Annotated in this window: 20 protein-coding genes; 2 read left to right on the top strand and 18 right to left on the bottom strand. The window is 37.7% G+C overall.

Going from position 1 to position 23,684, the window contains the following annotated elements:
* The 4 genes from I589_RS06330 to I589_RS06315 form a co-directional block, all read right to left on the bottom strand.
* Nucleotides 1-912, bottom strand: coding sequence for an ABC transporter permease (locus tag I589_RS06330; protein ID WP_010768939.1), 912 nt, complete (start codon nucleotides 910-912; stop codon nucleotides 1-3).
* Between the two features lie 769 nt (nucleotides 913-1,681).
* Nucleotides 1,682-1,978 carry a rhodanese-like domain-containing protein gene (locus tag I589_RS06325; RefSeq protein WP_010768940.1) on the bottom strand — a complete coding sequence of 99 codons (297 nt, stop codon included), beginning with the start codon at nucleotides 1,976-1,978 and terminating at the stop codon, nucleotides 1,682-1,684.
* On the bottom strand, nucleotides 1,971-3,620 hold the full coding sequence (locus tag I589_RS06320; RefSeq protein WP_010768941.1) for an FAD-dependent oxidoreductase: 1,650 nt from the start codon (nucleotides 3,618-3,620) through the stop codon (nucleotides 1,971-1,973). Before I589_RS06320 ends, I589_RS06325 begins: the two co-directional genes overlap by 8 nt.
* 1 nt (nucleotide 3,621) lies before the next feature.
* Nucleotides 3,622-3,936, bottom strand: a complete 315-nt coding sequence (locus tag I589_RS06315; RefSeq protein WP_010768942.1) for a rhodanese-like domain-containing protein — start codon at nucleotides 3,934-3,936, stop codon at nucleotides 3,622-3,624.
* A gap of 281 nt (nucleotides 3,937-4,217) precedes the next feature.
* Between I589_RS06315 and I589_RS06310 the strand changes: the two genes are divergently transcribed.
* Nucleotides 4,218-4,484 (top strand): metal-sensitive transcriptional regulator, encoded by a 267-nt coding sequence (locus tag I589_RS06310; RefSeq protein ID WP_010768943.1) that lies wholly within the window; start codon nucleotides 4,218-4,220, stop codon nucleotides 4,482-4,484.
* Between the two features lie 204 nt (nucleotides 4,485-4,688).
* Here the strand turns inward: I589_RS06310 and iolG (I589_RS06305) are convergent, their stop codons facing one another.
* The 11 genes from iolG (I589_RS06305) to I589_RS06255 form a co-directional block, all read right to left on the bottom strand.
* The gene (gene iolG / locus I589_RS06305) at nucleotides 4,689-5,699 is read right to left on the bottom strand and encodes an inositol 2-dehydrogenase (protein ID WP_010768944.1); all 1,011 of its coding nucleotides are present in this window, start codon (nucleotides 5,697-5,699) and stop codon (nucleotides 4,689-4,691) included.
* 23 nt (nucleotides 5,700-5,722) lie between these two features.
* Nucleotides 5,723-6,610, bottom strand: coding sequence for a myo-inosose-2 dehydratase (gene iolE / locus I589_RS06300; protein ID WP_010768945.1), 888 nt, complete (start codon nucleotides 6,608-6,610; stop codon nucleotides 5,723-5,725).
* 19 nt (nucleotides 6,611-6,629) lie between these two features.
* Nucleotides 6,630-7,649: an inositol 2-dehydrogenase gene (iolG, locus tag I589_RS06295; protein WP_010768946.1), complete on the bottom strand. Its 1,020-nt coding sequence runs from the start codon at nucleotides 7,647-7,649 to the stop codon at nucleotides 6,630-6,632.
* 53 nt (nucleotides 7,650-7,702) lie between these two features.
* Nucleotides 7,703-8,716, bottom strand: a complete 1,014-nt coding sequence (locus I589_RS06290; protein WP_010768947.1) for an ABC transporter permease — start codon at nucleotides 8,714-8,716, stop codon at nucleotides 7,703-7,705.
* Nucleotides 8,717-8,728: 12 nt separating this feature from the next.
* Nucleotides 8,729-10,261 carry a sugar ABC transporter ATP-binding protein gene (locus tag I589_RS06285; protein ID WP_211215210.1) on the bottom strand — a complete coding sequence of 511 codons (1,533 nt, stop codon included), beginning with the start codon at nucleotides 10,259-10,261 and terminating at the stop codon, nucleotides 8,729-8,731.
* Between the two features lie 3 nt (nucleotides 10,262-10,264).
* Nucleotides 10,265-11,221: a substrate-binding domain-containing protein gene (locus I589_RS06280; RefSeq protein WP_010768949.1), complete on the bottom strand. Its 957-nt coding sequence runs from the start codon at nucleotides 11,219-11,221 to the stop codon at nucleotides 10,265-10,267.
* Nucleotides 11,222-11,819: 598 nt separating this feature from the next.
* Nucleotides 11,820-14,300, bottom strand: coding sequence for an HAD-IC family P-type ATPase (locus I589_RS06275; protein WP_034684749.1), 2,481 nt, complete (start codon nucleotides 14,298-14,300; stop codon nucleotides 11,820-11,822).
* A gap of 17 nt (nucleotides 14,301-14,317) precedes the next feature.
* Nucleotides 14,318-14,752 (bottom strand): MarR family transcriptional regulator, encoded by a 435-nt coding sequence (locus I589_RS06270; RefSeq protein WP_010768951.1) that lies wholly within the window; start codon nucleotides 14,750-14,752, stop codon nucleotides 14,318-14,320.
* Nucleotides 14,753-15,188: 436 nt separating this feature from the next.
* A complete protein-coding gene (locus tag I589_RS06265) occupies nucleotides 15,189-16,169 on the bottom strand; it encodes a LacI family DNA-binding transcriptional regulator (RefSeq protein ID WP_010768952.1) in 981 nt (326 codons plus the stop codon).
* A 12-nt stretch (nucleotides 16,170-16,181) separates the two neighbouring features.
* Nucleotides 16,182-18,476, bottom strand: coding sequence for a glycoside hydrolase family 3 N-terminal domain-containing protein (locus I589_RS06260; protein ID WP_010768953.1), 2,295 nt, complete (start codon nucleotides 18,474-18,476; stop codon nucleotides 16,182-16,184).
* The gene (locus I589_RS06255) at nucleotides 18,469-19,800 is read right to left on the bottom strand and encodes a PTS sugar transporter subunit IIC (RefSeq protein WP_010768954.1); all 1,332 of its coding nucleotides are present in this window, start codon (nucleotides 19,798-19,800) and stop codon (nucleotides 18,469-18,471) included. The genes I589_RS06260 and I589_RS06255 overlap by 8 nt, the downstream gene beginning before the upstream one ends.
* A gap of 449 nt (nucleotides 19,801-20,249) precedes the next feature.
* Here I589_RS06255 and I589_RS06250 point away from each other — a divergent pair, with 449 nt between their 5' ends.
* On the top strand, nucleotides 20,250-20,666 hold the full coding sequence (locus I589_RS06250) for an Hsp20/alpha crystallin family protein (RefSeq protein WP_010768955.1): 417 nt from the start codon (nucleotides 20,250-20,252) through the stop codon (nucleotides 20,664-20,666).
* Between the two features lie 375 nt (nucleotides 20,667-21,041).
* Here I589_RS06250 and pcp read toward each other — a convergent pair whose 3' ends face one another.
* Genes pcp through I589_RS06235 form a run of 3 tightly spaced genes read right to left on the bottom strand, consistent with a single transcriptional unit; the run spans nucleotide 21,042 to nucleotide 23,328 of the window.
* Complete coding sequence (pcp, locus tag I589_RS06245; protein ID WP_010768956.1) at nucleotides 21,042-21,689, bottom strand: pyroglutamyl-peptidase I; 648 nt, start codon at nucleotides 21,687-21,689, stop codon at nucleotides 21,042-21,044.
* A gap of 32 nt (nucleotides 21,690-21,721) precedes the next feature.
* Nucleotides 21,722-22,642 (bottom strand): DUF979 domain-containing protein, encoded by a 921-nt coding sequence (locus I589_RS06240; RefSeq protein WP_010768957.1) that lies wholly within the window; start codon nucleotides 22,640-22,642, stop codon nucleotides 21,722-21,724.
* On the bottom strand, nucleotides 22,642-23,328 hold the full coding sequence (locus I589_RS06235; protein WP_010768958.1) for a DUF969 domain-containing protein: 687 nt from the start codon (nucleotides 23,326-23,328) through the stop codon (nucleotides 22,642-22,644). The genes I589_RS06240 and I589_RS06235 overlap by 1 nt, the downstream gene beginning before the upstream one ends.
* Nucleotides 23,329-23,684: the final 356 nt, after the last annotated feature.

The following is a 23,684-nucleotide window of genomic DNA, read 5'->3' as shown; positions in this document are numbered from 1 at the left end:
TTATAAAATGACTGAACGGCCATTATTCATTTTTCTTGTTACCCGGTCGGTAATAATTAATAAGATTACTGAGATGATGGAAATTCCTAAACCGACTGCAGTCGCATAAGAGAAATCTCCTTGCGTGAGCCCCATTCGATAAACAAACGAGTTGATAACCTCTGATTTATTTTGGTTTTGGGCATTCATTAATACTAATGTTTGATCTAAATTTGATCCAAGAATCCCACTGACATTAAGAATTAAATTCAACGAGATAATCGGTGTTAAAAGTGGTAAGGTGATTGCTCGAATTTGAGTTAGCTTTGAAGCCCCATCAATTCTGGCAGCTTCATAAAATGTTGGATCAATTCGAGACATTCCTGCCAAGTATAGAATGGTCCCCCACCCAACTTCTTTCCATAAATCAGATAAAACCGCAATCCACCAGTATTTATCTGGATCAAGTAAATGATTGACTCCTTTATCCATTAAGCCAACAGACATCATTAGCTGGTTGATAAATCCGCTAGTGGAAAGCCAAGAAATCAGCATACCGCCTAAAACAATCCATGAGAAAAAATGAGGAATATAGGAAACGGTTTGAATAAATTTCTTTAATTTGCCATCCTGCATTTCAAAAATCATGATTGCTAGGATAATTGGAATGGCAAACCCTAGAAAAAGTTTCATTAAGCTGATTGCAAGCGTGTTTCTCACGGCTTCCCAGAAGAACGTATCCTCTAGGATTATTTTGAAATTTTCCAAGCCTACCCATTGTGCTGTCGAAATAGTATCAATAATGGTATAGTTCTTAAATGCAATAATAATACCGTAAATGGGAATGTAATTGAATACAATCATAAATGCTACACCAGGCAAAACCATCCAATGTAGCTGTCGTTGTCTGTAAAGTTTCTTCAGCTTATTCATACATTGATTTTCCTTTCTTTTATCGTCAACAATTCTCCGCCTTTCTTATTTTGGTGAAACGTTTCTACAAAATGAATTATAAACTCCTCTTTTTTAAATTGCAAGCCCTTTCAATTAAAAAAAGAAAGAATGCTAAAAACGCCTGTTTTATTGGGTTTTATATTTTTATTATTGATTTGTTATAAAAACACCCACTATTTTTCCTTTTTTTTGTATAAAATACCAGAAAAGAGTGAAACGTTTCACTATCGGACGCCCCTATTTTATACACGCATTAAAGGATTTTCTTTTTTAGTGGATTGTTTTTAGTTTAAAATATCCAACATTTTTATTGGTAATCGGTGAAAAATCAGCTTTTAAAATAGAGGGTTAGTTTTTAAAAATAAGCAGTGACTCTTTCCGATAATTTTAAAAAGTTGTATAGGTATGAATTGTGTGAAATTACACGAAGAAAAAAAGAGGGAATCTTGAATCATGCTTTGTTTCTTTAAGTAATTGAACCACAAAAAGTAGGCGATTAGAAGACGGACTAGAGTCAGACTAATACGGAAAGGATGATGGAGTCCACTTTCATCAGGTTTACTAGCGATGATGAGCACTATTTATCAGCAAAAAGATTTTCTGATTACTCTTGTTAGATAAAAAAACTGAGACGTAGTTATAAAACTACTGATCTCAGTTCTCCCCCAATAATTAGTTGCTCAACCAAAAAGACAAATTAAAGGGGTTCATTTAGAAAAGGTTGTGAGACGGGTTCAGATACATTTATTTATACCAATTCGCCCATCCAAGCAGCAGTACCGCCCATTACGTTGGTTACGTTAAACCCCTGCTCTGCTAAAAATTCGCAAGCCATCGCTGAACGTCCTCCTGATTGACAGATTACGTGATAGGATTGAGAAGAATCCAACTCTATAAACTGTTGATTTAATTGGCTTAACGGATAATTTTTTGAGTCTGGAACATGGCCATTTTCATATTCATCCACTTCACGAACGTCAAGAATATTCAACTCAGTTTGTTTGGTTAATTGATAAAACTCAGGCATTAAAATTGAACTATACATAGTTTAACTCCTCCGGTCTAACTGTATGATAAAGCATAAAGGCACCATCTAAATTGGTTGCAGAAAATCCTGACTGTTTCAAGATTCGTTCAGCAATATAGCTACGTAAGCCACTGTGACAGCTGACAATATATTCTTGACTCCTATCCAGTTCATTTAAACGTTGTCGAAGTTCGTTTACAGGAATATTTATTGCATTAGGGAACGTTCCTTGTTTAAGCTCATCGGGTGTTCGGACATCTAAAAGGATTTTTCCTTTCGTCAATGCCTCTTTTAATTCATGCCATTGAATGTGATGACTAATCCCCTCCAGCAAATTAATAGCTGCATAGCCAAGCATATTTACGGGGTCTTTTGCTGAACCAAACGGTGGTGCATAGGTAAATTCTAATTCAGGTAAATCAAATACTGTTAAGTCCCCTTTGATTGCGGTCGCTAGAATATCGATTCGTTTATCGACGCCTTTTTCACCAATGCCCTGTGCACCGTAAATTTTTCCTGAATATTTGTCAAAGATAAGCTTTAATACAATCTCTGTCGCCTGCGGGTAATACCCTGCATGGTCTTTTCCAGTTACATGAACGACTTCTATTGGAAGCTCTGCAAGACGTGCTGTGCGTTCGCTTATCCCTGTTGAGGCAGCTGAAAGATTGAATGTACGGACGATTGCAGTACCAATACTTCCTTTATTTTTTCGGGGAAGCCCCGCGATTACATCTGCTACCTGTCTTCCTTGACGGTTTGCAGGAGAGGCTAGAGAAATCAACGCATCCTCTTCTGTAATTTGTTGTCTTACTACGATAGCGTCACCTACTGCATAGATATCTGGTTGACTGGTTTGATAATGTTCATCTACTAAAATTCCTCCGCGAAGACCTGTTTTAATGTCCGCTTTTAACGCTAGACTGTTTTCAGGCTGTACCCCTACAGAAAGAATCGTTACATCGGATGAAAGAATCGTTCCGTCTTCGAGAACCAGTTCTCTTCCTTCTTTTCTAAATTCTGTTGCAGACTGACCTGTAATCACATCTATCCCATTATTTATTAGTTCATTTTTTACGAACGCTGCCATTTCTTCATCAAGAGGCGGCAAAACGTGGGGGGCTTTTTCAACTAGAGTGACGGTAAGTCCCCTCTTCTTTAAGTTCTCTGCCATTTCTAATCCAATGAATCCGGCTCCGATGACAACAGCATGATTGGCTTGCTCGTTTAGCGTGTGCATAATATTGTCTAAATCAGGAATACTCCTCAAACTGAACGCATTTTTTGCCTCCTCAATTCCCTTAATGGGTGGCGTGAAGGGTTTTGCACCAGGTGAGAGAATCAGTTTGTCGTAGGTTTCTGTAAACGACTGACCGTTTGATTGCACAGTGATTTGATGTTGTACAGGGTCAATGTCAAGCACTTCATGATGAGGACGAACATCTAACCGAAAGCGATTTGCCAAGTCTTCTGGGGTCTGTACAACTAATTTTTCGCGCGAGTCAATTTCTCCTGAGACAAAATAAGGCAGTCCACAATTTGCAAACGAAACATACGGGCCTTTTTCAAAGACAGTGATTTCAGCTTCCTCCATTAAACGACGCAGGCGTGTGGCAGCAGACATTCCACCTGCAACGCCTCCTACAATTATTATTTTCACGTTATCTTCCTCCTACTTTTTTTCCAGACCACTGGTTCATTCCACCACGAACGTTGATGACTTCATAACCATTCTTCTTTAATTGTTTTGCAGCTTGTTTGCTGCGCATCCCTGATTGACAAATAACATAAACTACTTCTTCTTTTTTACCCCTATAGGTATCTATTTTTGCTAAGGGAACATTTAGTGCTTGCTTGATATGACCAGCACGGTATTCCTGTGGTGTACGAACATCTATGATGCGGCTGTTTTTTTCGGATAAGTCAGCTAATTCTTTTGTTGAGATTGATTTAACCGGTTGTAAAAATGAAAACAAATAATCATTCCTTTCTGTTTCTCGATATACCCTACACGGTATATTAAACCCTTCCTTTCTAACTTTGTCAATCACTTTGTTTTTCGATTTTTGACTTGTGATGGAAATATTTGACAATTATACCCTGTATAGGTATTATGTGTTTGTAAGTATGAGTAGCTAGTTATTTAACAGAGCAGTCTGAAAAGTATTTCTATTGCTAAAATTTCTGTAACTCAGATGAATTAATAATCATTTATTAGTACAAACTAGTCAATTTTTTATAGAAAGTGGGTATTCTCATGGAGAAAACATCTCAAAAGAAACAAGTAATTAATCGTCTAAAGCGAACTGAAGGTCAAATTCGTGGAGTACAAAAGATGATTGAGGAAGAAAAAGAATGTATGGATGTCATTACTCAGCTAAGTGCTATTCGCTCAAGTATTGACCGTGTAATGGGAATGATTGTGGCAGAAAATTTAAAAGATTGTTTTGAATCTCCTGAAAAAGATCCTCAAGAACAATCAAAAAAATTAGAACAAGCTATTCAAATGATTATAAAAAAATAACCTTGGGATTCTAGTATGCAGACCTTCAAAAGTTTATTTGTTTTTACTTTTGAAGGTCTATATAGATAATCCTAGGGTTTTACTGCTAATTCATAAGAGTAGATAAAAATAGACGGACATTCACTGTTACTTATTTTGCTGAAATTTGGATAAATAGTGAATCAACTCAATCCTCTCTCTTTCTAATAATCACTAAGTAGCTTTTTAAGAGAGGAATTTTACTGAGACAGGTTTCTTTGTTTCGTAGGACTCTTTTGTAGCTTGAGCAATTCGTTGTGCCATAATTCCATCTTCAAAGGTACAAGGGGGTTTTGTATCAGTAAGAATGGCTTCAAAAAATGCGCGAATTTCACAGATATATGCGTCGTTGTAACGTTCTAAAAAGAAATGTAAGGGTTGATCTTCACTAACTGATTCAGCGGTTGATAATTTCACGGTTGTCTCTTGTTCATTTCTACTTTCTGCAGCTCCTTTTGAGCCAAATGCTTCAATTCGCTGATCGTATCCATACACAGCTTCTCGTGAATTATCAATAACGCCCACCGCACCATTTGCAAATTTTAATGAGATGACAGCTGTATCAATGTCGTTTACCTCTGCGATTTTCGGATTTACCAAAGCTCCCCCTGTTACGAACACCTCTGTTACTTCTGAGCCAGAAGCAAATCGAGCCATATCAAAATCGTGGATAGTCATATCCATAAAGAGTCCACCTGAGCGTTTTACGTAATCTAATGAAGGCGGCTCTGGATCTCGAGAAGTAATTTTTAAAATATGCAACTGACCAATCGAGTGATTCGTCACACATTGCTGTACGCGTGCATAATTTTTATCAAACCGACGATTAAACCCAATTTGTACTTTTACGTTGGCTTCTTTTATCGCTTCGTAGGCTTCAAGTGTTTCTGTGTCGGAGAAACTAATGGGTTTTTCGCAGAAAATGTGTTTCCCTTGTTTAGCAGCTGCCTTAATTAAATCTACATGGGTATCGGTTGGTGAACAAATAAAAATAGCGTCAATCTCCGGGTCATCTAGTAGTAGTTGTGGATCTGGAACAATTTGCTGAATTCCCCGCTCATGTCCCCACGCCTGTGCACTTTCCAGCATTGGATCAGAGATGGTTTTTACTAGAATATTTGGGAGCTGAAGCATGTTTTCTACATGAAGCTTTCCTATACGACCGGCGCCAATCACACCTACAGTTATTTTTTTCATTTTTCCTTCTCCTCTTATCATAGTCATAGTCCGCTAATTTCTTTAATATATTTTCTAGCTTTCACAGCATATTCAAAAGGGTTCGCCTGAGACGGATCTTGTTCCGCTTCAACCACAATCCAACCGCTGTAGTTTGATTCGATAATTTTATTCATAATTGGAACAAAATCAATCATTCCATCACCGGGAACCGTAAATACGCCCTTTTTAACCCCTGTTAAGAAGCTTTCTTTTTGTTGTTTTACGTTTTGTGCCACTTCTTTACGAACATCTTTAAAATGAATATGTTTAATCCGTTCTTTATATAAGTGAAAAATTTCGAGAGGGTCTTCACCTGAAAAGACAAGATGACCGGTGTCAAATAAAAGAGAAACCATTTCAGGATTCGTGTGCTCCATCAGATAAGTAATTTCTTCTGTGGTTTGTACACCGGTACCCATATGGTGATGATAGACGATAGCCATTTCTTTTTCTGCAGCTAATGTTCCCAATTTTTCTAAACCTGTAGTTAATTTTTCCCAGTCAGCAACTGTGAATTTCGGTTTTTTATCAAAGACAGAAGTAGCTATCTGTCCCTGAATACTCTGACCTTGTTCAGAGACCACAATTACTTTTGCCCCCATGGCATGTAAAAAGTCTCGGTGTTGAATAAACGCTTTGGCAGTTACCTCATAAGGTTTTGTTGTCAAAAAAGTGCTAAACCAAGCACTGGCAACAGATAGACCTCGAATAGACAAATAATTTTCAAGAATTGAGGGATTTTTCGGATATTTATTTCCAATTTCTGTTCCGACAAATCCCGCAAGTGCCATTTCACTGATTGTTTGCTCAAATGTATTTTCTGCACCTAGTTCAGGCAAATCATCATTTGTCCAAGCGATAGGTGCCATTGCTAAACGGATAGTTCCCATTGCATTCATTCCTTTCTATTTACACATCTATACATTCATTTTGCAGCCAAGAGTTTTTACAAGCGATTGCGACCTCTGTTGCATAAAGTCCATCTAAGGCAGTAATCTCGGGCTGACGGTTTGAAGAAATACAAGAGACGAATTCGGTCAGTTCATCTATAAATGCTTCTTTAAATCGTTCGGGAAAATCTTTGGAGACAGGGCGGTTTGCTCCATGTTCATTGTAAACAGTCACCAGATTTTTTTCCGGGATTGTCGCAACCCGAATCATTCCTTTAGTTCCAATTAATTCAGTTTCAACATGATAACCATGAACTGCATTTCGACCAGCCACTAAAAAGGCAATAGCCTGATTGTCAAGCGCCATCATGGCGGCACCTGTTTCTAACTCGCCTAGTGCATCTAGCTGCGGATAGGCCTTGTTATTCCCCAACGCCCAGACTTTTTTTATTTCTGAATTTGTGAACCAGCGTACCAAGTCAATATCGTGAATTGACATATCTGAAAACAGTCCTCCGCTTGTCCCATTTTTTGCAAACTTTAAGAAGCTGTCCATTCCACTGCTAGGATCAATTCCATAACATCGAATAAGCGTAATTTCACCAATCTCTCCATCTTCAACCATCTTTTTAGCATAGCGATAAGAAGTATCATAGCGACGCATAAAGCCAAGCATGAATTTCTGATTAGAATGTAGATTAATTATGGGGATGATTTGTTCAATTTCATTAACAGTTAGGCCAATAGGTTTCTCACAAAATACGTGGAGTCCTTTTTCAAGCCCTTGTCTAATTTGGGTTACATGAAAACTCGAGGGCGAGGCAATTACTACTGCATCAAGAGAAGGATTGTCAAGCATCTCTTCATAGGTTGTATAGGTTTTTGCTACACCAAGTTGATTTCTAGCAAAGGCTAGTTCCTCTTCTACTAAACTACATGCAGCAATCAGACAGCTGCCGGGAACATTTTTCGCTAAGTTTTCCGCATGAATTTTTCCCAGACGTCCAAGCCCTACAATTCCAAAGTTTATCACCGTCATTTTTTCACCCTATTCTTATCAATTTTTTTGTGGTGTAACCAAGAGTACATACATCAGCCTTTTTTATTTTTCCGCATATCAATCACTACAGCCCCGACTATAATAGCTCCCTGAATAATTTGTTGAATATAGGCGTCTACACCTAGTAATGTAAATCCATTCGTAAGCGTTCCTAAAATTAGAGCTCCAACCACCGCGCCCCAAACTTTCCCGACACCTCCGCCATGACTTGTTCCACCAATGGTTGCAGCAGCGATAGCCGTTGTTTCAAACATTGTTCCGGCTGCAGGCTGAATAGAGCCTCCTGTTCGTCCGATATAGATTAAAGCTGCAATAGAAGCAAGGATACCAGAAATTGCGTATACCCAAACCAGATTTTTTCGGACGTTGATTCCAGAAATTTCTGCAGCTTCTGTATTTCCTCCAATGGCATAGATACTTTTGCCAAAACTCGTATAGTTCATGATTCCCCATATAATAAATATCAGAACAATATAGATGAGTACCGGGACAGGAATTACGCCAAATATTCGTGAACCAAACCAGTTGATTTCCGGATTTATATTGCTGACAGGCTTCCCTCTAGAAACCATTAAAGCAGCTCCGCGTACTGAAATTTGAGTTCCTAATGTAGCAATAAATGGCGGAATGTTCGTATAAGCAATTAATCCCCCATTCACAGCACCAATTCCTGCACCGATTAAAAGTGTAACAAGAATAGTTACATATAAAGGCGCCATCCCAAGTCCAGGGAAAATTTTATCGATGGCATTTTGTGTCTGGCTGATTGTTCCTGCGACAATCCCTGCAAATGCAAGTGTAGAGCCAACAGACAGGTCAATTCCGCGAGAAATTAAAACGATAAAAATTCCTAGAGCTAAAATCCCGTAAATAGCTGTCTGTGTTAGTAAATTTAAAATGTTGTTCATAGATAGAAAATTGGGGTTTAGTCCAGTTAAGACAGCAATCATAAGTGCTAAAACCAGTACAATTAGATACTCTGATAGAAATTGCTTTAGTTTTTTCACTTTATTATCGGTTGGTTCTTTTGTTTGTGAAGCCTCCATTACTTCGTCCTCCTAATTTATATTCCTAATTGGGAAATCGTCTTTTTCTCCAGATGCATAGGTTAAAATCTCTTCTTGAGTGAGCCCATTATTTTCTAATATTCCAGTGATTTTTCCTTCATGCATCACGACAATTCGATCACTCATTCCTAGAACTTCTGGCAGTTCTGAAGAAACCATAATGATACTTTTTCCCGTATAGGCCATCGTGGAAATGTTTCGATGAATTTCAGCTTTTGCCCCCACGTCAATTCCACGAGTGGGTTCATCTAAAATAAGAATCTCAGGCTTGGTAGACAACCATTTTGCAATCAACACCTTTTGCTGATTCCCTCCGCTCAGATTCATAATGGCTGTTTCACCTGAAGCAGTTTTTATTTTTAACGTATCGACAAATGCTTCTGCATCTTCACGCATTTTTTTTGGATTGAGTAATTTAAACTTATTCTCATATTGCTTCATACTGGATGAAAGAATATTGTAGTTAACCGATAGCATTGGAAAAATTCCTGTTTTTCGTCGGTCCTCTGTTAAGAATGCCAGTTTATTTTTTATAGCATCTGTAGGCTTAGAAATAGAAACTTCTCGTCCATCGATAGAGATATGTCCAGCTGATTTATGGCGATAACCAAAGAGCGTCTCCATCACTTCTGACCGTCCTGCTCCTACTAATCCGGCAAAGCCCAGTATTTCCCCTTCTCGTACGTCAAAGGAGATATTCTGAAATGTTTTTCCATCAGATAAGTTCTCTACTTTCAAACGAACGTCGCCAATTTCGACTTCTTTTTTAGGGAATAATTGTTTAATATCCCGCCCCACCATTAAATTAATCATTTGTTGTGTCGTGGTTGTAGCGACTTCTCGGTCAGTTACGTACTGCCCATCTCTAAAAATGGTAATTCGGTCGCAAATCTGTTTGATTTCATCAAGCTTGTGGGAAATGAAAATAACACTTACCCCCTCTTGTTTTAGTTGGCGAACAATGGAATAGAGCTGTTCTACTTCTTTATCAGTTAACGAAGAAGTGGGTTCATCCATGATAATTAGCTTGGCATTATAAGAAATCGCCTTAGCAATTTCAATCATTTGCATCTTTGCTACAGTTAAATGTTTAATTAATATTTTAGGGTTTACATCCGTATTAATTTGTTTTAATACTTTTTGTGTCATTTGATACATTTTTTTATGGTCAATAATCCCAAATTTATTCTTAGGCTCTCTGCCAAGCCAAATATTTTCCATAACAGATTTTTCTCTAACAGGACTTAATTCCTGATGAATCATTGAAATGCCAGCTTCTAGTGCCTTTGTAACGGAATTATTCTTTAACAGCTGGTGATCAAACCAGATTTCTCCACTTGTAGGTGTATACATTCCGATAATACATTTCATTAGCGTTGATTTTCCCGCGCCATTTTCTCCCAGTAAACAATGGATTTCTCCCCTACCTATTTTTAAATGGATGTTGTCCAATGCTTTTACACCTGGAAATTCTTTTGTGAGTCCTTTAATTTCTAGCAGTGTATTACTCTCCAAGAGGTTCACTCCTTATTTAAAATCGCTTACATTTTCTTTTGTTACTAGTTGGAATGGAACATATTTTACAGATTCACCAGGAGATTTTTCATCCTTTAGTGCTGTAATAATTTCAATGGCTCCTTTTCCTTGGCCCACACCATCTTGAAAGACAGTGGCAGCTAACTCATCGTTTTCAATTGCTTCAATAGCATCTGGAATAGCGTCCACACCAGCAATCAGCAGGTCACTTCTCCCTGTATTTTTTGCTGCTTGAACGGCTCCCAGTGCCATCTCATCGTTATTTGCTAGAATAGCGTTCAAATCATCACCGTAAGTGGAAATCCAATTTTCAGCAATACTTAATGCTTTATCCCTTTGCCATTCACCGGTTTCTTTTGCTAAAACTTTAATATCCGGATATTTTTCTTCTGCTGTATTTATGACTCCTTCTGTCCTTTTTACCGTTCCCTCATTTCCAAGAATTCCCATGGCAATGGCAATGCCCCCTTTTCCTTTCATCTTTTCACCCAAGAAGTCCATTTGCATAATTCCGGCAGTAATTTCTTCTGAACCAACGTAATACACCCCATCTGGCATACTGTCCTCTTTTCCCGCATAAGGATTCCTATTTACATATACAAGAGGAATATCAGCCTCTTGAGCTGCCTTTGTGATAGGATTCATGGCACTTGTATCCACTGGTACAACGACTAGTGCACTGACGCCATTTTGAATCAGTGTATTTACCTGATCTTGTTGAGAAATCAAGTCTTCTTTTGCATTTTCAACACGCAATTCGTACCCCTTGTCCTTCGCTTCTTTTTTTGCTGCATCTAAAATGTAGGTTTGGAAGGTATCATTTAAATTGTTAATTGCATACCCAACCTTCTTGTTCTCCGCATTGTTACCTTGTGAGCATCCTGTAAAAACCAATAATAAAATCAATAAAAGACTACCAGTTACGAAAAATTTTTTCATGTGTTGCATCATTCATCCTCCTTTAATTGTGAAGTTTCAAATAACTTTTGATTATTTGTTGGTTACATTCTATAGTTTTTTGAGAATGAAGGCAACTATGTTTTTGTAGCGCTTTCATTATTATTAGAATTGTTTGAAAAGTAGAAAATAAGTTAGTTTGTGTCTTTTTACACAATCATTGTGAAAATGTATAGCCTTTTTTTTCTAGGTGCTAAATAACCTAGTTTTAAAAAAAGAAATTATTCCACAATTCAATTTTTAAATAGTATAATCTTTTTGTGACTTACTCAAAATAGTGACAATTTTGTCTTGTTTTCTCATCTAATTATTATCTTTTTTTAATTTTTTTGTTTTTTGATGAATGTAGCTGTAAATAGAGGGCGAGACAGAACTATCTAAGGTGTCACCTACCTCCGTAAAATCATAATAAAGGTTGATAGCAGAAGTACCTCCTTCAACACTAGTCCCATGTGTAGCAGTTGCTGAGAGTAAAACATAGTCTAGCTCTGAAAATAAAACAGGTGCTGTTCATCCCAAAGCGTGGCTTTTGATGATGAACAGCACCTAATTAAATTTTTGGAGTAATCCCCTTTATTGATGTTACCAGCTATTCTTTTTCATCAAAGAATAGTCTTGAATAGTGGGCTTTCACTTTTTCCCAACTTAACGTTTTATACGTTTTTTCTTGGATAAATAGTCCAGTCTTCTCAGTTAGCTCAGTTAGTAAGCGGAAAATAGATTCTGCTGTAAAGAAAAGCATAGCAAGTAGTAGCAAGGAGGTTGGTGAAATTCCACTTAATGAGAATAGCCCACTAAAGGAAAGACTGGCAAAGACCATCCCGAACATACAGCCAGCGATTAGTTTTCTTCGAAATTGATTCAAAGGTTGACTAATTTTATAGAGAACCATAAATCCGACAACAATTAAAAGTAAAGTAGCGGTAGTCGAAATATCTGTTTTTGACAGCTGTAAAATCGTTCCGCAGACTACCAAGGCTGCAACAACCAGCATATCTGTAAATCCACCAGGGAAGGCTTTACTTAGTACATTTGGTAGGAATCTTCCTTCAATTCGCTTCTTGTTTGGTTCTAGGGCTAAGAAAAATGAAGGAATCCCAATGGTAAATAAGCTAATAAGTGTAATTTGAGACGGCTGTAATGGATACGTAATTGAAAAAATGACGGCAAAGAGTGACATGAGAAACGAGAAAATATTTTTCACTAAGAACAAGCTGGAGGAACGTTCAATATTATTGACTACTTGTCTTCCTTCAAGAACTACGGAAGGCATTTTTGAAAAATCAGATTCCAGCAAGACTACTTGGGAAGCGTGAACTGTGGCTTCATTTCCTGAGGCCATAGCAATGCTACAATCAGCTTCCTTCATCGCTAAAATGTCATTCACTCCATCTCCTGTCATGGCTACGGTATTTCCAGCCTCTTTCAGCAGCTCAACAAATAATTTCTTTTGTTCAGGTGTAACTCGGCCAAAAACTGTTTTTGTCTTCAATGCTTCAAGTGCCATTTCTCTGTCAATAAGTGTAGCTGCATCGACGTAGTTTTCACTGCCTGCTACACCAGCTTCTTGTGCAACTGTTGAAACAGTTAACGGATTGTCACCGGAGATAACTTTTATTTCTACCTCTTGCTCTGCAAAGTAGCGGAAGGTATCATAGGCTTCTTTTCGAATCGGATTTGAAAGCAGAATATAACTAATAGGGCGCACTTTTTCAATCAATACTTTATCTGTAAGAACTCCCTCGTATTGTCCAAATACAAGTACACGATAGCCTTTTTCTGCATAGGCTTGAATTCCTTCTGAAAATTGGCCAAAATCTTCTCGTAAAACCATCTCAGGTGCCCCTAAGATATACGTACCTTCTTCAAAAGTTACACTACTAAATTTTTCTACAGAAGAAAATGGTGTGAAGCTAATGGCTTTTCGTTGTTCTCCTTTTGTAAAATATGCTTGCAGAGCATTCATTGTTGCGTTGTCAGAGGACATGTTTTGGCAAAAATCACTAATTAATTTTGCACTTTCTGATTGTGGAGAAAGTGGCTGGTTCTGCGTGACATCTATCAGTTTTTGAACGGCCATCGTGTTTTCGGTAATAGTACCTGTTTTATCAACACAAAGGACGTTCACTCGTGCAAGGGTTTCGATACTTTTCATATTGTGTAAAAGAACTTTTTGCTTTGCCAAACGAACGGCACTTAACGCAAGCGCCACAGTGGTTAAAAGATAAAGCCCTTCAGGAATCATCCCAATAAGGGCGGCTTCCATTGAAACCACACTTTCTGCAAATGAATTGCCATTCAAGAAAAAACTTTGAGAGAACAACGCAAGTCCTATCGGGATGATAAGAATCCCTATCCATTTGACTAATTTGTTTAAGGATTGAACCATTTCTGATTGTTCTTCTTTTCCCATAGATTTGGCTTCAAGTGTTAATTTGGAAATGTAAGAATCAGCGCCTACTTTTTCTAAACGGGCATGACATTGACCAGAAACGACGAAGCTGCCAGACATCAATGGACTATCTGAAGTTTTTGCAATCTCATTAGATTCTCCCGTTAAAAGAGATTCATTTACCTGGACTTCTCCTTCAACGACAACTGCATCAGCGCTAATTTGATCGCCTGATTTAAAAATGACAATGTCATCTAATACCAAATCTTCTGTGTTGACTAACTCCTCCTGCCCGTCTCGAACAACCGCTGCATGAGTGACATTTAGGACATTTAGCTCATCTAAGACTTTTTTTGAACGAATTTCCTGTACAATACCAATAACGGTATTTGCAATGACAATAGGAAGAAAGGTTAGATTTTTATACGATTGGACAAGACAAAGGAGTAAACCTAAGATGAGAAAAATTAAGTTAAAGTAGGTAAACGTATTCTCAAAAATGATTTGTTTTACGGACTTAAAGGAGGTATCAACTGCTAAGTTTGTGAGCCCTTCCTCTTGACGTTGCTCTACTTGTTTTTTAGTTAAGCCTGTTTTGTAATCTGGAAGAAAACGGGGCACCTCATTCATAGAAATTCGTTGTTTCGACTCTTCATTTGTCTGTTTGACTCTCCTCATAAATTTTTCCAATGTCTTCACTCCTTCATTAAGCCAATTTCCAAATAATTTGCATAGGTCTCGATACCAGAAATAAAATCGGTAGCATTTCTTTTTTCTGTTTGTGATAACGCATATGCTTCTGCCTGTGTGAGAGCATGCATGCTCTGCTTAAACTGCGCCACTCCTTTTTCGGTGATAATCAGCATTTTTTCCTTGTTGGTTGTTTGTTCTAAAAATAAGACATAGCCGGCTTCGATACATTCTTTAACAATCGTATTTATCGTTGTTTTAGGAATCAGCCATTCCTTGCTTACTTGTTTTTGAGAACGCGGAACATGATCAGAAAGCGCATAAAGTAAGGTCAAAACATTTTCCTTTATGCCGCTTTTTTTGGCAGCTTGATAGTAGATTCCATCAATTTTATTTACAGCAAGTGCAATTCGCCTAACGGAATTTTGATACTCTTTCATCTGCTCTCCACTCCTTTGATAAATAACAGGAAAGAATTCATTTCCTCTTCAGTTTAGTACGAATTCGTACTATCTTCGACTGATAACCAGAAGTTTTAACGTAACTTAATAGAAGTTAAGATTTTATAAATATGTAAAAAGGAGACAAAACGATGAATCACTCTGTTGGTCAGAGACAATTTTGGTTTACAGCGAAAAAAAGAGCCTGAACTTAACGATTATCGTTAAGTTCAGATCTCCTAAAATTTTAAGAAAGGTTGGAAACAAACGTGACACAACACTCCTTCATTTGTCGCTCGACAACTTCTACACATGGAACTAGAAGTGTATTCCCAAAATTTAACAAGTATCGAGTAGAAATCACGATGCTTTCTGATGATATACAGTCTTCTACTTGGTTCTTAAAACCAAATCTTGCGCTTCTTCCTTATTTGGGTTATTCGTGCACCATTCCCAGTACTTCATTGTTCATTAGGATAACCTTTTTTTCATGCATACTGGGTTGTTTAATACGTTCCAGCATAATAGCTGCAGCGGTCTCTCCTATTTTTTCCGTTGGCGGATTGATGGTAATTTGTGGAAGAATACTTTGTTCTCCTTGTGCCAAGTAGTCATAATGACCAAAGGCAATATCTTGTCCAATGATGAGACCTTTTTGATTAAAGCATTCCAGTGCACCAATTGCCATATTATAGTTGCTTACAAATAGAGCAGTGACCCCTTGCTCTACGAGTTGCTTGGTTCCTAAGTAGCCGCTTTTTCTCGTATAGTCTCCTTCATAAGTTTCCAAAATGACCGACTGAGTCGTTGATTCTATGGCTTCTTTTGCACCGAGTAATCGTTCCTTTGCTGTGTAGTCTTCTTGAGGTGCAGAAATGTAGCCGATTTTTTTATGACCTATTTGAATATAGTGACTAATCACTTCTCGAACACTTTGACGATCATTAATCAAGATGGCGTCAGCATGCTGCTGTGTTCCCGGATAGTTCAACGAGACAATCGGAACTTGAATTTTTTCAAGCTTTGTTAAGTCAATCCACTCTTCTCCGGATAAAAAGACAATCAGCCCATCAACTGAGTGTTTCATTAAATAATCAATTTTTTCATCTACTTTTTGGGTTCCTGAGGAAAATCCGCTCAGTAAAAGGCTATACCCATTTTCTTCAGCGACTTTTTCAATTCCAGAAACAACTTCAGAACCAAATCGGCTGGAGATACTGTTCATCAATAATCCAATAGAAAAGCTTCGATTATTTTTTAAGCCTTTTGCGATGATATTTTCTTTATAATCCAGCTCTTGAATAGCCTGAGCAATTTTTTCCATATTTGCCTGTTTTAGTTGCTGTCCATTTAAGTATCTTGAAACACTTCCTAAAGAAACACCTGCAAGCTTTGCAACATCTCTTATCGATGCCATAGTTCTACACTCCTACCAATCACATTGGATATCGCAAGATAAATCTCCAATCATGATTTTCGCTTTTTTCGCGAAGTGCCATTGATTATCCACGTCCATGTAACGGAAATCGTTTGGCTTTAATGTGAATGTAAGCTCTACTTCTTCATTTGGTTCAAGGAAATCTTTACGAAAATCCTTTAAGAATTTTTTCCGTTGAATGACGGCGCCTCCGTAAAGTTTAACAAACACAAGTGAGCTTACTTTTCCAGCAGCACTTCCTGTATTCTTAACTTTAACGGATACTTCGAGATTGTCAATATTCATTTTTACTCGAAGGTTGTCATAACTAAAGGTTGTGTAGCTTAATCCTTCTCCAAATTCGTGTAGTGGACGACCACTTAAATCATAGTAGTCCTCTTGTTTTGATGCATCTCTTTGATAGTAGTAGACAGGAAGCTGTTGACTATTTCTAGGGTAGCTTATACTTAATCGTCCACTTGGATTATTTTCTCCTGCAAGTGTTTTGGCGAGCGCACTGCCACCTTCTTGACCCGGGAACCATGCAAGTAACACTGCGTCAGATAAGGTTTCAACCGTTGTTAAGTCATGGGGACGACCTTGAACGAGAACTGTGACAAGTGGCTTTCCTAATTGAGCAAGCTTGGCTAACAATTCTTCTTGCTTTCCACCTAATGTTAATGAAGCGACATCAACATTTTCTCCTGAATCCATATTGATTCCTTTTGAAGTAACAGCACCGTTTCGTAAAAATTCCATATCGAAATTTCTTGCACTAGAGCCACCTAAAACCACAACGAGCACATCAGAATCTTTTGCAAGTGCAATAGCTTCGTTTATTTTTTCTTCTTGGCCTTCTTCATTACGAACTTCACAGCCCTCTGCATAAGAAACAGTTGCTGTTGAAAACTGTTTACGAATTTCTCGGTAAATTGTTTTTTTCTGTTGTTCTTCAGATTGTGGTGCAGAATAATCCCCTAGCAAATGATAAATATTATTTGCATTAGGTCCAATGACGGCTATTTTTTTGCTTTGTGTTTGAAGGGGAAGCACACCATTATTTTTAAGAAGGGTTAGACTTTCTTTTGCCGTTTCTTCATTTAACGTCTCTGACTCAGCGAATAGAGCTTCCCATTGTTTGCTAGGATCTTCTACATAGGGCTGTTCAAACAATCCTAATAAAAATTTGATGGCTAGAACCCTTCTAACAGAGCGGTCTAAGTCTTTTTCATCAATAATACCTGCGTTTATTCCCTCTTCAATCTTCGTATAGGTTTCGTCCCATAAACTTAAGTCTACGCCGGCTGCAAGTGCGTTAGCTGCAGCTTCGGTTTGTTGTTCATACACATCCTGTAGACGGTCTAAAGCAATACCGTCCGCCATAACAATCCCTTGAAAACCTTGTTCATTTCGCAATTGTTCTTCAAAAAGTGTCCGATTGGAATGGCAAGGAACTCCATCAATATCATTATAGGCAGCCATGACCCCCACAGCATTTCGTGCGCTGTTTAATAAAGGCGTATAGACATCCGCAAATTCTCGCTGACCAATAGGAACAGTGCCAGAATTATGCCCTCCTTGCGCTTCTCCTTGAGCAATACAATGTTTTAAGATAACACCAATTTGTTTCGAGGATTTATTGAGCTCTAAAACGGATTTATCAAGGAAGTTAGATTCATCATCAATTAACGCCCCTTGAAAGCCAGCAACGATTGCTTCAGTCATTTTGGCGCTGACAATCGGATCTTCACCAAAGCATTCTTCTGCTCGTCCCCAACGAGGGTCCTTCATTAAATCTAAGGTAGAAACCAAGGCTAAGTGAACACCCTTTGCAGCAAGCTCTTGTGCCATTAATTCACTTGTTTTTTGAATCAGTTCGGTATTAAAGGTATTCCCGCGACCTATATTTGTTGGGTAAGAAATGCTATCTAATCCTTGATGACCATGGGGACATTCTTCTGCGATTAGGGCTGGAATACCCCAACGAGAATGACTAATAACATATTCTTGTATCTTGTTGGTTACTTTCCAGCTCTCTTTTGCCGTCGTTCCATTTGAATAATCGACTTTGGACCATGGATCTGAGCGAAACAGCCCATATAAAGCACCAATTCCGCCCCCCCATGCTACATGTTCTTTAAAGGTATCGGTTAATAATAGCTCACCGTCCTCTTTTTTATAACATTCCCAGCCGTATAAATGCTGATTTACTTGTCCAACTTTTTCCGTTAAATTCATTCTGCTTAGTAAGTCATCTACCCGTTTTCTAATAGGCAGTTCAGGATTTTGATAAGGATACTTAGGCAAAATCGCTCACTCCTTCATCTGTTGCTTTATTTGATGCTAGAACGAATGGTAAGAATAAGAAAACATCCAAAATAATTAATAGGACGGTTAAAATTGTCGCCATAATATCTCCACCTGTTGCGATAAAAGATTGGATAACTGGAGGTGTAATCCAAGGAGCTGCGGCTACCGTTTTTCCAATTAATCCCGTACTTGTTGCAAAATAAGCGATGATCAAGTTAATCGATGGAATAATCGCACATGGAATCATGAAAATTGGGTTCATCACTACAGGAAGACCAAACATGATTGGTTCTGTGATATTAAATAAAGAAGTGGTTAAGCCAAATTTTGCAATTTGACGTTGTTCTTTTCGTTTTGATGCCCATAAAATGGCAATGACTAACGGCAAGATACATCCTCCACCACCAATTAAACCAAACGCATTTGTGAAAGGCTCTGTGATGATATTTGGAATTTCTTTTCCAGCTGAAAAAGCGTCCATGTTTTCTTGAATTGATTGTAATAAAGGCGCTTGACGAATTGGCGCAAGGATACTTGATCCGTGCATCCCAAATACCCAAAGAAAATCTGAGAAAAATTGAAGAAATAAAATTCCTGGTACAGATAAAACAAATGATTTTAAAGGTGTTTGAATGACTAAATCGATCAGGCCTGGGAAATTCAAACCCGTTGTTTTGTCTAAAACAAAGACAAAAATTGCAAAAGTAAGAATGACTAGCGTTTCAGGTACTAGTGAATTAAAAGAAGTGGCAACTGCTGGTGGTACACCGTCAGGCATTTTAATTTTCAATTTTTTAAATTTTGCTAATCGAATAAATAATTCTGTTCCAAGTAAGGAAGCAAACATTGCAGTAGCAAGTCCAGAGGAGGAAGTTAAGCTTTGTAAAAAGACCCCTGTCGTTTCAGCCGTACTTCCATCAGCAAGTGTCACGACACTTTTCAGTGGCATAAGAATAAACATGACTGCAATACTTAAAATTCCGGCATGGACAGCATTAAAAGCGGGATCGTTAATTTGACCTGAGCGGACATAATGATTCGCAAGATTCCAGCCGATATTGTAACAGACAACGATTGCTAAGATGCTCATCGTTCCATTATTTACAATCATTGCTAAATCAGATAAGAAACTAAGATCAATCACTTTTTGGACGGTCGCATTTGAAAAAATAAGTGCATTTAATAAGACCATTACGGATGCAGCCATAACTAGAGGCATTGTGAAAATAAAGCTATCTCTGATGGCTAATAAATGGCGCTGGCTATTCATTTTTGAAACAACAGGTAATAATTTTTCTGACAGTTTGTCTACAAATTTCATAGTGTTCATCTCCTAATTAACTAAAATTGAACCGGTTCATTTTCTAACTATAGCACATCTTTTTTGTTTTGCAACTATTTTTTTGAATACGGATACAAAAAATAATTGCTGTATTCCTGACTTGTTCATAGACTGTTTTCTCCCTTCTGTGCCTGTTCTCGGTGCAATCAGCATCTTCTAGTTTCTCATAGAGAAGCAGCGATGAAAAATTCATTTTTCAGTAGATAAATTGAAGAAAATTGAGATGAAATAAGAAGAAATTTTTCTTATAAATGAAAAATACTTCCCTTCTTCCATTAAAAAAATGAATTAATTCTCTGTAACAGGGGAAATGTGTCTCCAGTGAATAGTATTTTTTTAGCCCAAATCTTTTTGCTTGCATTTTTTTACGATTAGTATTATTACAGAATTATAGAAACACGATAACTAATTTGAAAGGATGATTTATTATGGCTAATGTTCCAAGTATTCGTGATATGTTTCCAGATTTTAGTGATGTGTTTAGTCCAACGTTTAATGACTTCCTAGGTGTTTCTACCTCTCCTAAGGTTGATTTAAAAGAGTTGGAAAATGAGTATGAGTTAACAGCGGATATGCCAGGGTGTGATAAGGAAGATACGGTTGTGGAGTATGCAGATAATACGTTAACCATTTCTGCAAAGCATGAAACGCACACAGAAGAAAAAGATGAAGACAAAAATTATCTTCGTAAAGAAAGAAGTCTAGTGTCTTATAACCGTTCATTTTATTTGCCTAATGTAGACGAAGAAAAAATTACCGGTGAATTCAAGAACGGGGTATTAAAATTAACTTTGCCAAAATCTGAAAACCATAAAAAAGAAGCCAAACGAATTGAATTAAATTAGGAAGCATCTTGAGTTAAGACCCCCCCCTGCGTGAGGGATGAGTTTGACTAATTCACGCAAAGAAAAACATCCCGAGATTACTTGTATGAAGTTGTACCTAGAGTCAAAGCCTTCGATGTTCCTTCTTATTGTTGTCAAAAGGGCTATTTACGATTCATGCGAAAACATTCTCTTAGAGGATGTTTTTTTTTGAGCTTTCTGTTTGATGTCAAAATCAAATGCATTCGTTGGTATCAAGGCATTACAGGTTCAAAAAAAGAGGAGATCAAGACAGAAGTGTTCAGCTCTGAGAAATAAGCTGGTCACTTCTGTCTCAATCTCGAACAGATGACTCTTTTGCAACATGAGTATCAAGAAGAGTTAAAAAAGAGTCAATTAATGAGTGGTTCCTTCAATTGTTTTAATATCTTCTTTTCCATCAAAATCAACAATTGCTTCGATGGCTTTTTCAAGAGACGTGATGATGTCTGTTAAACTCATGAAAGGACTTCCTGGTTTTTCGACTACTTGTGAGGCGATAAATGGTACATGAATGAAGCCGCCTTTCATTTTCGGAAATTCTTTATCAATCATATATTGTACTTGATACATGATGTGATTGCAGACAAACGTTCCGGCAGTGTTGGATAAAGCTGCTGGCAATCCAGCCTCTTTGATTGCTTTTACCATTGCTTTAACAGGCAACTGCGTAAAGTATGCAGGCGCACCATCCTCATGGATTGGTAAATCAATGGGTTGGTTTTCTTCATTATCTGCAATCCGCGCATCATCTACGTTAATTGCTACTCGCTCAGGTGTGACTGTAAAACGTCCACCTGCTTGTCCGATGTTCAATACAACATCTGGTTGATGTTCTAAAATCGCTTGTTTTGTTACCTCAGCGGATTTGTTAAAAACGGTAGGAATTTCTAATTTAATAATTTCTGCGCCGTGAATAACATCAGGTAGACCTTTCACTGCTTCTAATGCAGGATTGGTTGATTCTCCTCCAAATGGATCAAAGCCTGTAACTAAAATTTTCATTTATCCTCATCCTTTCCGTACCTATTGTAAATCTAAAAAGCTAAAAAATACATTAATACGATATGAATGGCAATCATCACAAATGCCATAGGTGCTTGTGCCTTTATCACACCATTTGTATCTTTCATTTCCAATAATGCAGCAGGAAGTGCATTAAAATTCGCCGCCATAGGTGTTAATAGTGTACCACAAAATCCAGCAGTCATAGCCAGTGTTCCGGCAACTACTGGGTCGCCTCCTTGTGCCATAACAAAAGGAACGCCGATTCCAGCTGTGATGACTGTGAACGCAGCAAACCCATTTCCCATCACCATTGTGAAAATCATCATGCCTAGACAATAAGCAATGACACCCACTAAACGATTTCCTTCAGGAACAAACCCTGAAATAGCGCCAGAAATTACATCACCTACGCCAGCAGCATTGAAAATCACACCCAGTGCAGCTAAAAGCTGAGGTAAAATTCCTGTAGTTCCAACCGATTGAAACATTCTATCCGTATCATCTAACGCTGTTTTTGGTGTAGCACGTGTAATAATCATTGCGACGATCAATGCAACGATGGATGCAATCCCAATTCCTACCTGTCCACCAAGTGGCGTGTAAGACATTCCAACCGCAACGGCTGCAAGTAAGACTGAAGGGAAAAAGACCCAGCTGCCGATTCGTTTTGCTGACTCCTCTCCTTCTTTCTCACTTAATTCAGCAAGCTTTCCAATTTTTACTTGCTTAAAGAGTGTCAATACCCCAATAACGGCTAAAAGAATTCCTGAAACCATGTAAGGCATGAAATTCCCTGCTGCAAAAATGACGCCAAGAATCAGCCAGAAAAGTCCCGTTCCGATTCTTGCTTTGTTTGTTGTATCTCTAAATGCACGAACAGAGGTCATAATGGAAAACAGACCAATTAAAATGTAAAAGAATTCTAGAATATTGGGAATCAATTTTTCCATTACTTATCCCCCTCTTTCTTTCCATATTTTTTTGCTAATCTTCGATCAAACAGCATATTTGAAATGGCTGTAAGTACTAAAGCAATGAGAGCTACCAGCAATGCCATCCGTGCAATGCTTCCTGTTGAAACATCATAGTTTAGATCTTTTAAAGTACCTGCAATTAAGAGTACACCTGAAGCTGCTACAAAGGTATTTTGAGCGAAGAAGTTTCCGTAGTTTTCATTTGCAGCTGCTCGCGCCTTGATTTTATCTTCATCCTCTTCAGAAATTTCTCCATATTTTGTTTTTGCAGCCGCTTGAGCCATTGGATTTACGATTGGTCGAACAAATTGAGGATGTCCAGAAATTCGAATCCCAAATAATCCAGCGATTTCTCGTATTGCTGTATAAAGTGTTAAGAATTTCCCTGGTGTAAGTCCTTTTATTTTTTGAATCAGAATGACTGCTTGTTGTCTTAAACCAAATCGTTCGGACAATCCAATCATTGGTAAAGTTAGCAAGAAAATAGTAACCAATCGATTATTTACGAAGGCCTCTCCTAGCATAGTGAAGAAGTCTGCAATCGAAATTCCCGAAACGAGTGCTGTTGCTAAAGCAGCAATAATAACTACTGCAATTGTGTCAAATTTAAAAATAAATCCAACTAAAATAATCAGAATTCCGATTAATTTTATCCATTCCATCTTATTCATCTCCTTAAAGTAATGGTTCAATTATAAAACAATAAATATCGTTATGTAAAGAAATCTCACACAGGTTCTGAAGTTTCTCTTAAAACGTTTATTATAAAGAAATATGGATGATATTTTCTGTTGATTACCTGATAATGTAAATGTTACATATGGTTATTTATTAAATAGACTAATAAAAATATCCCTGCACTGAAAGGAAAGTCTCAACTTTTCTTACTTCGTGCAGGGATTCTTTATTTATAGGAAAGTGTGTTTCGTTCAATTAATTTAAAAGAAAAAATAAATCAAGAAAAGTCGCGTATCTTTAACGAAGCCTTCAGTTTAAGCTGTAGGCACACAACCAATCA

Origin of the sequence: Enterococcus phoeniculicola ATCC BAA-412 (assembly GCF_000407505.1) — a bacterium.
Classification (GTDB): domain Bacteria; phylum Bacillota; class Bacilli; order Lactobacillales; family Enterococcaceae; genus Enterococcus_K; species Enterococcus_K phoeniculicola.
This window is presented reverse-complemented; position numbering and strand designations above follow the sequence as displayed.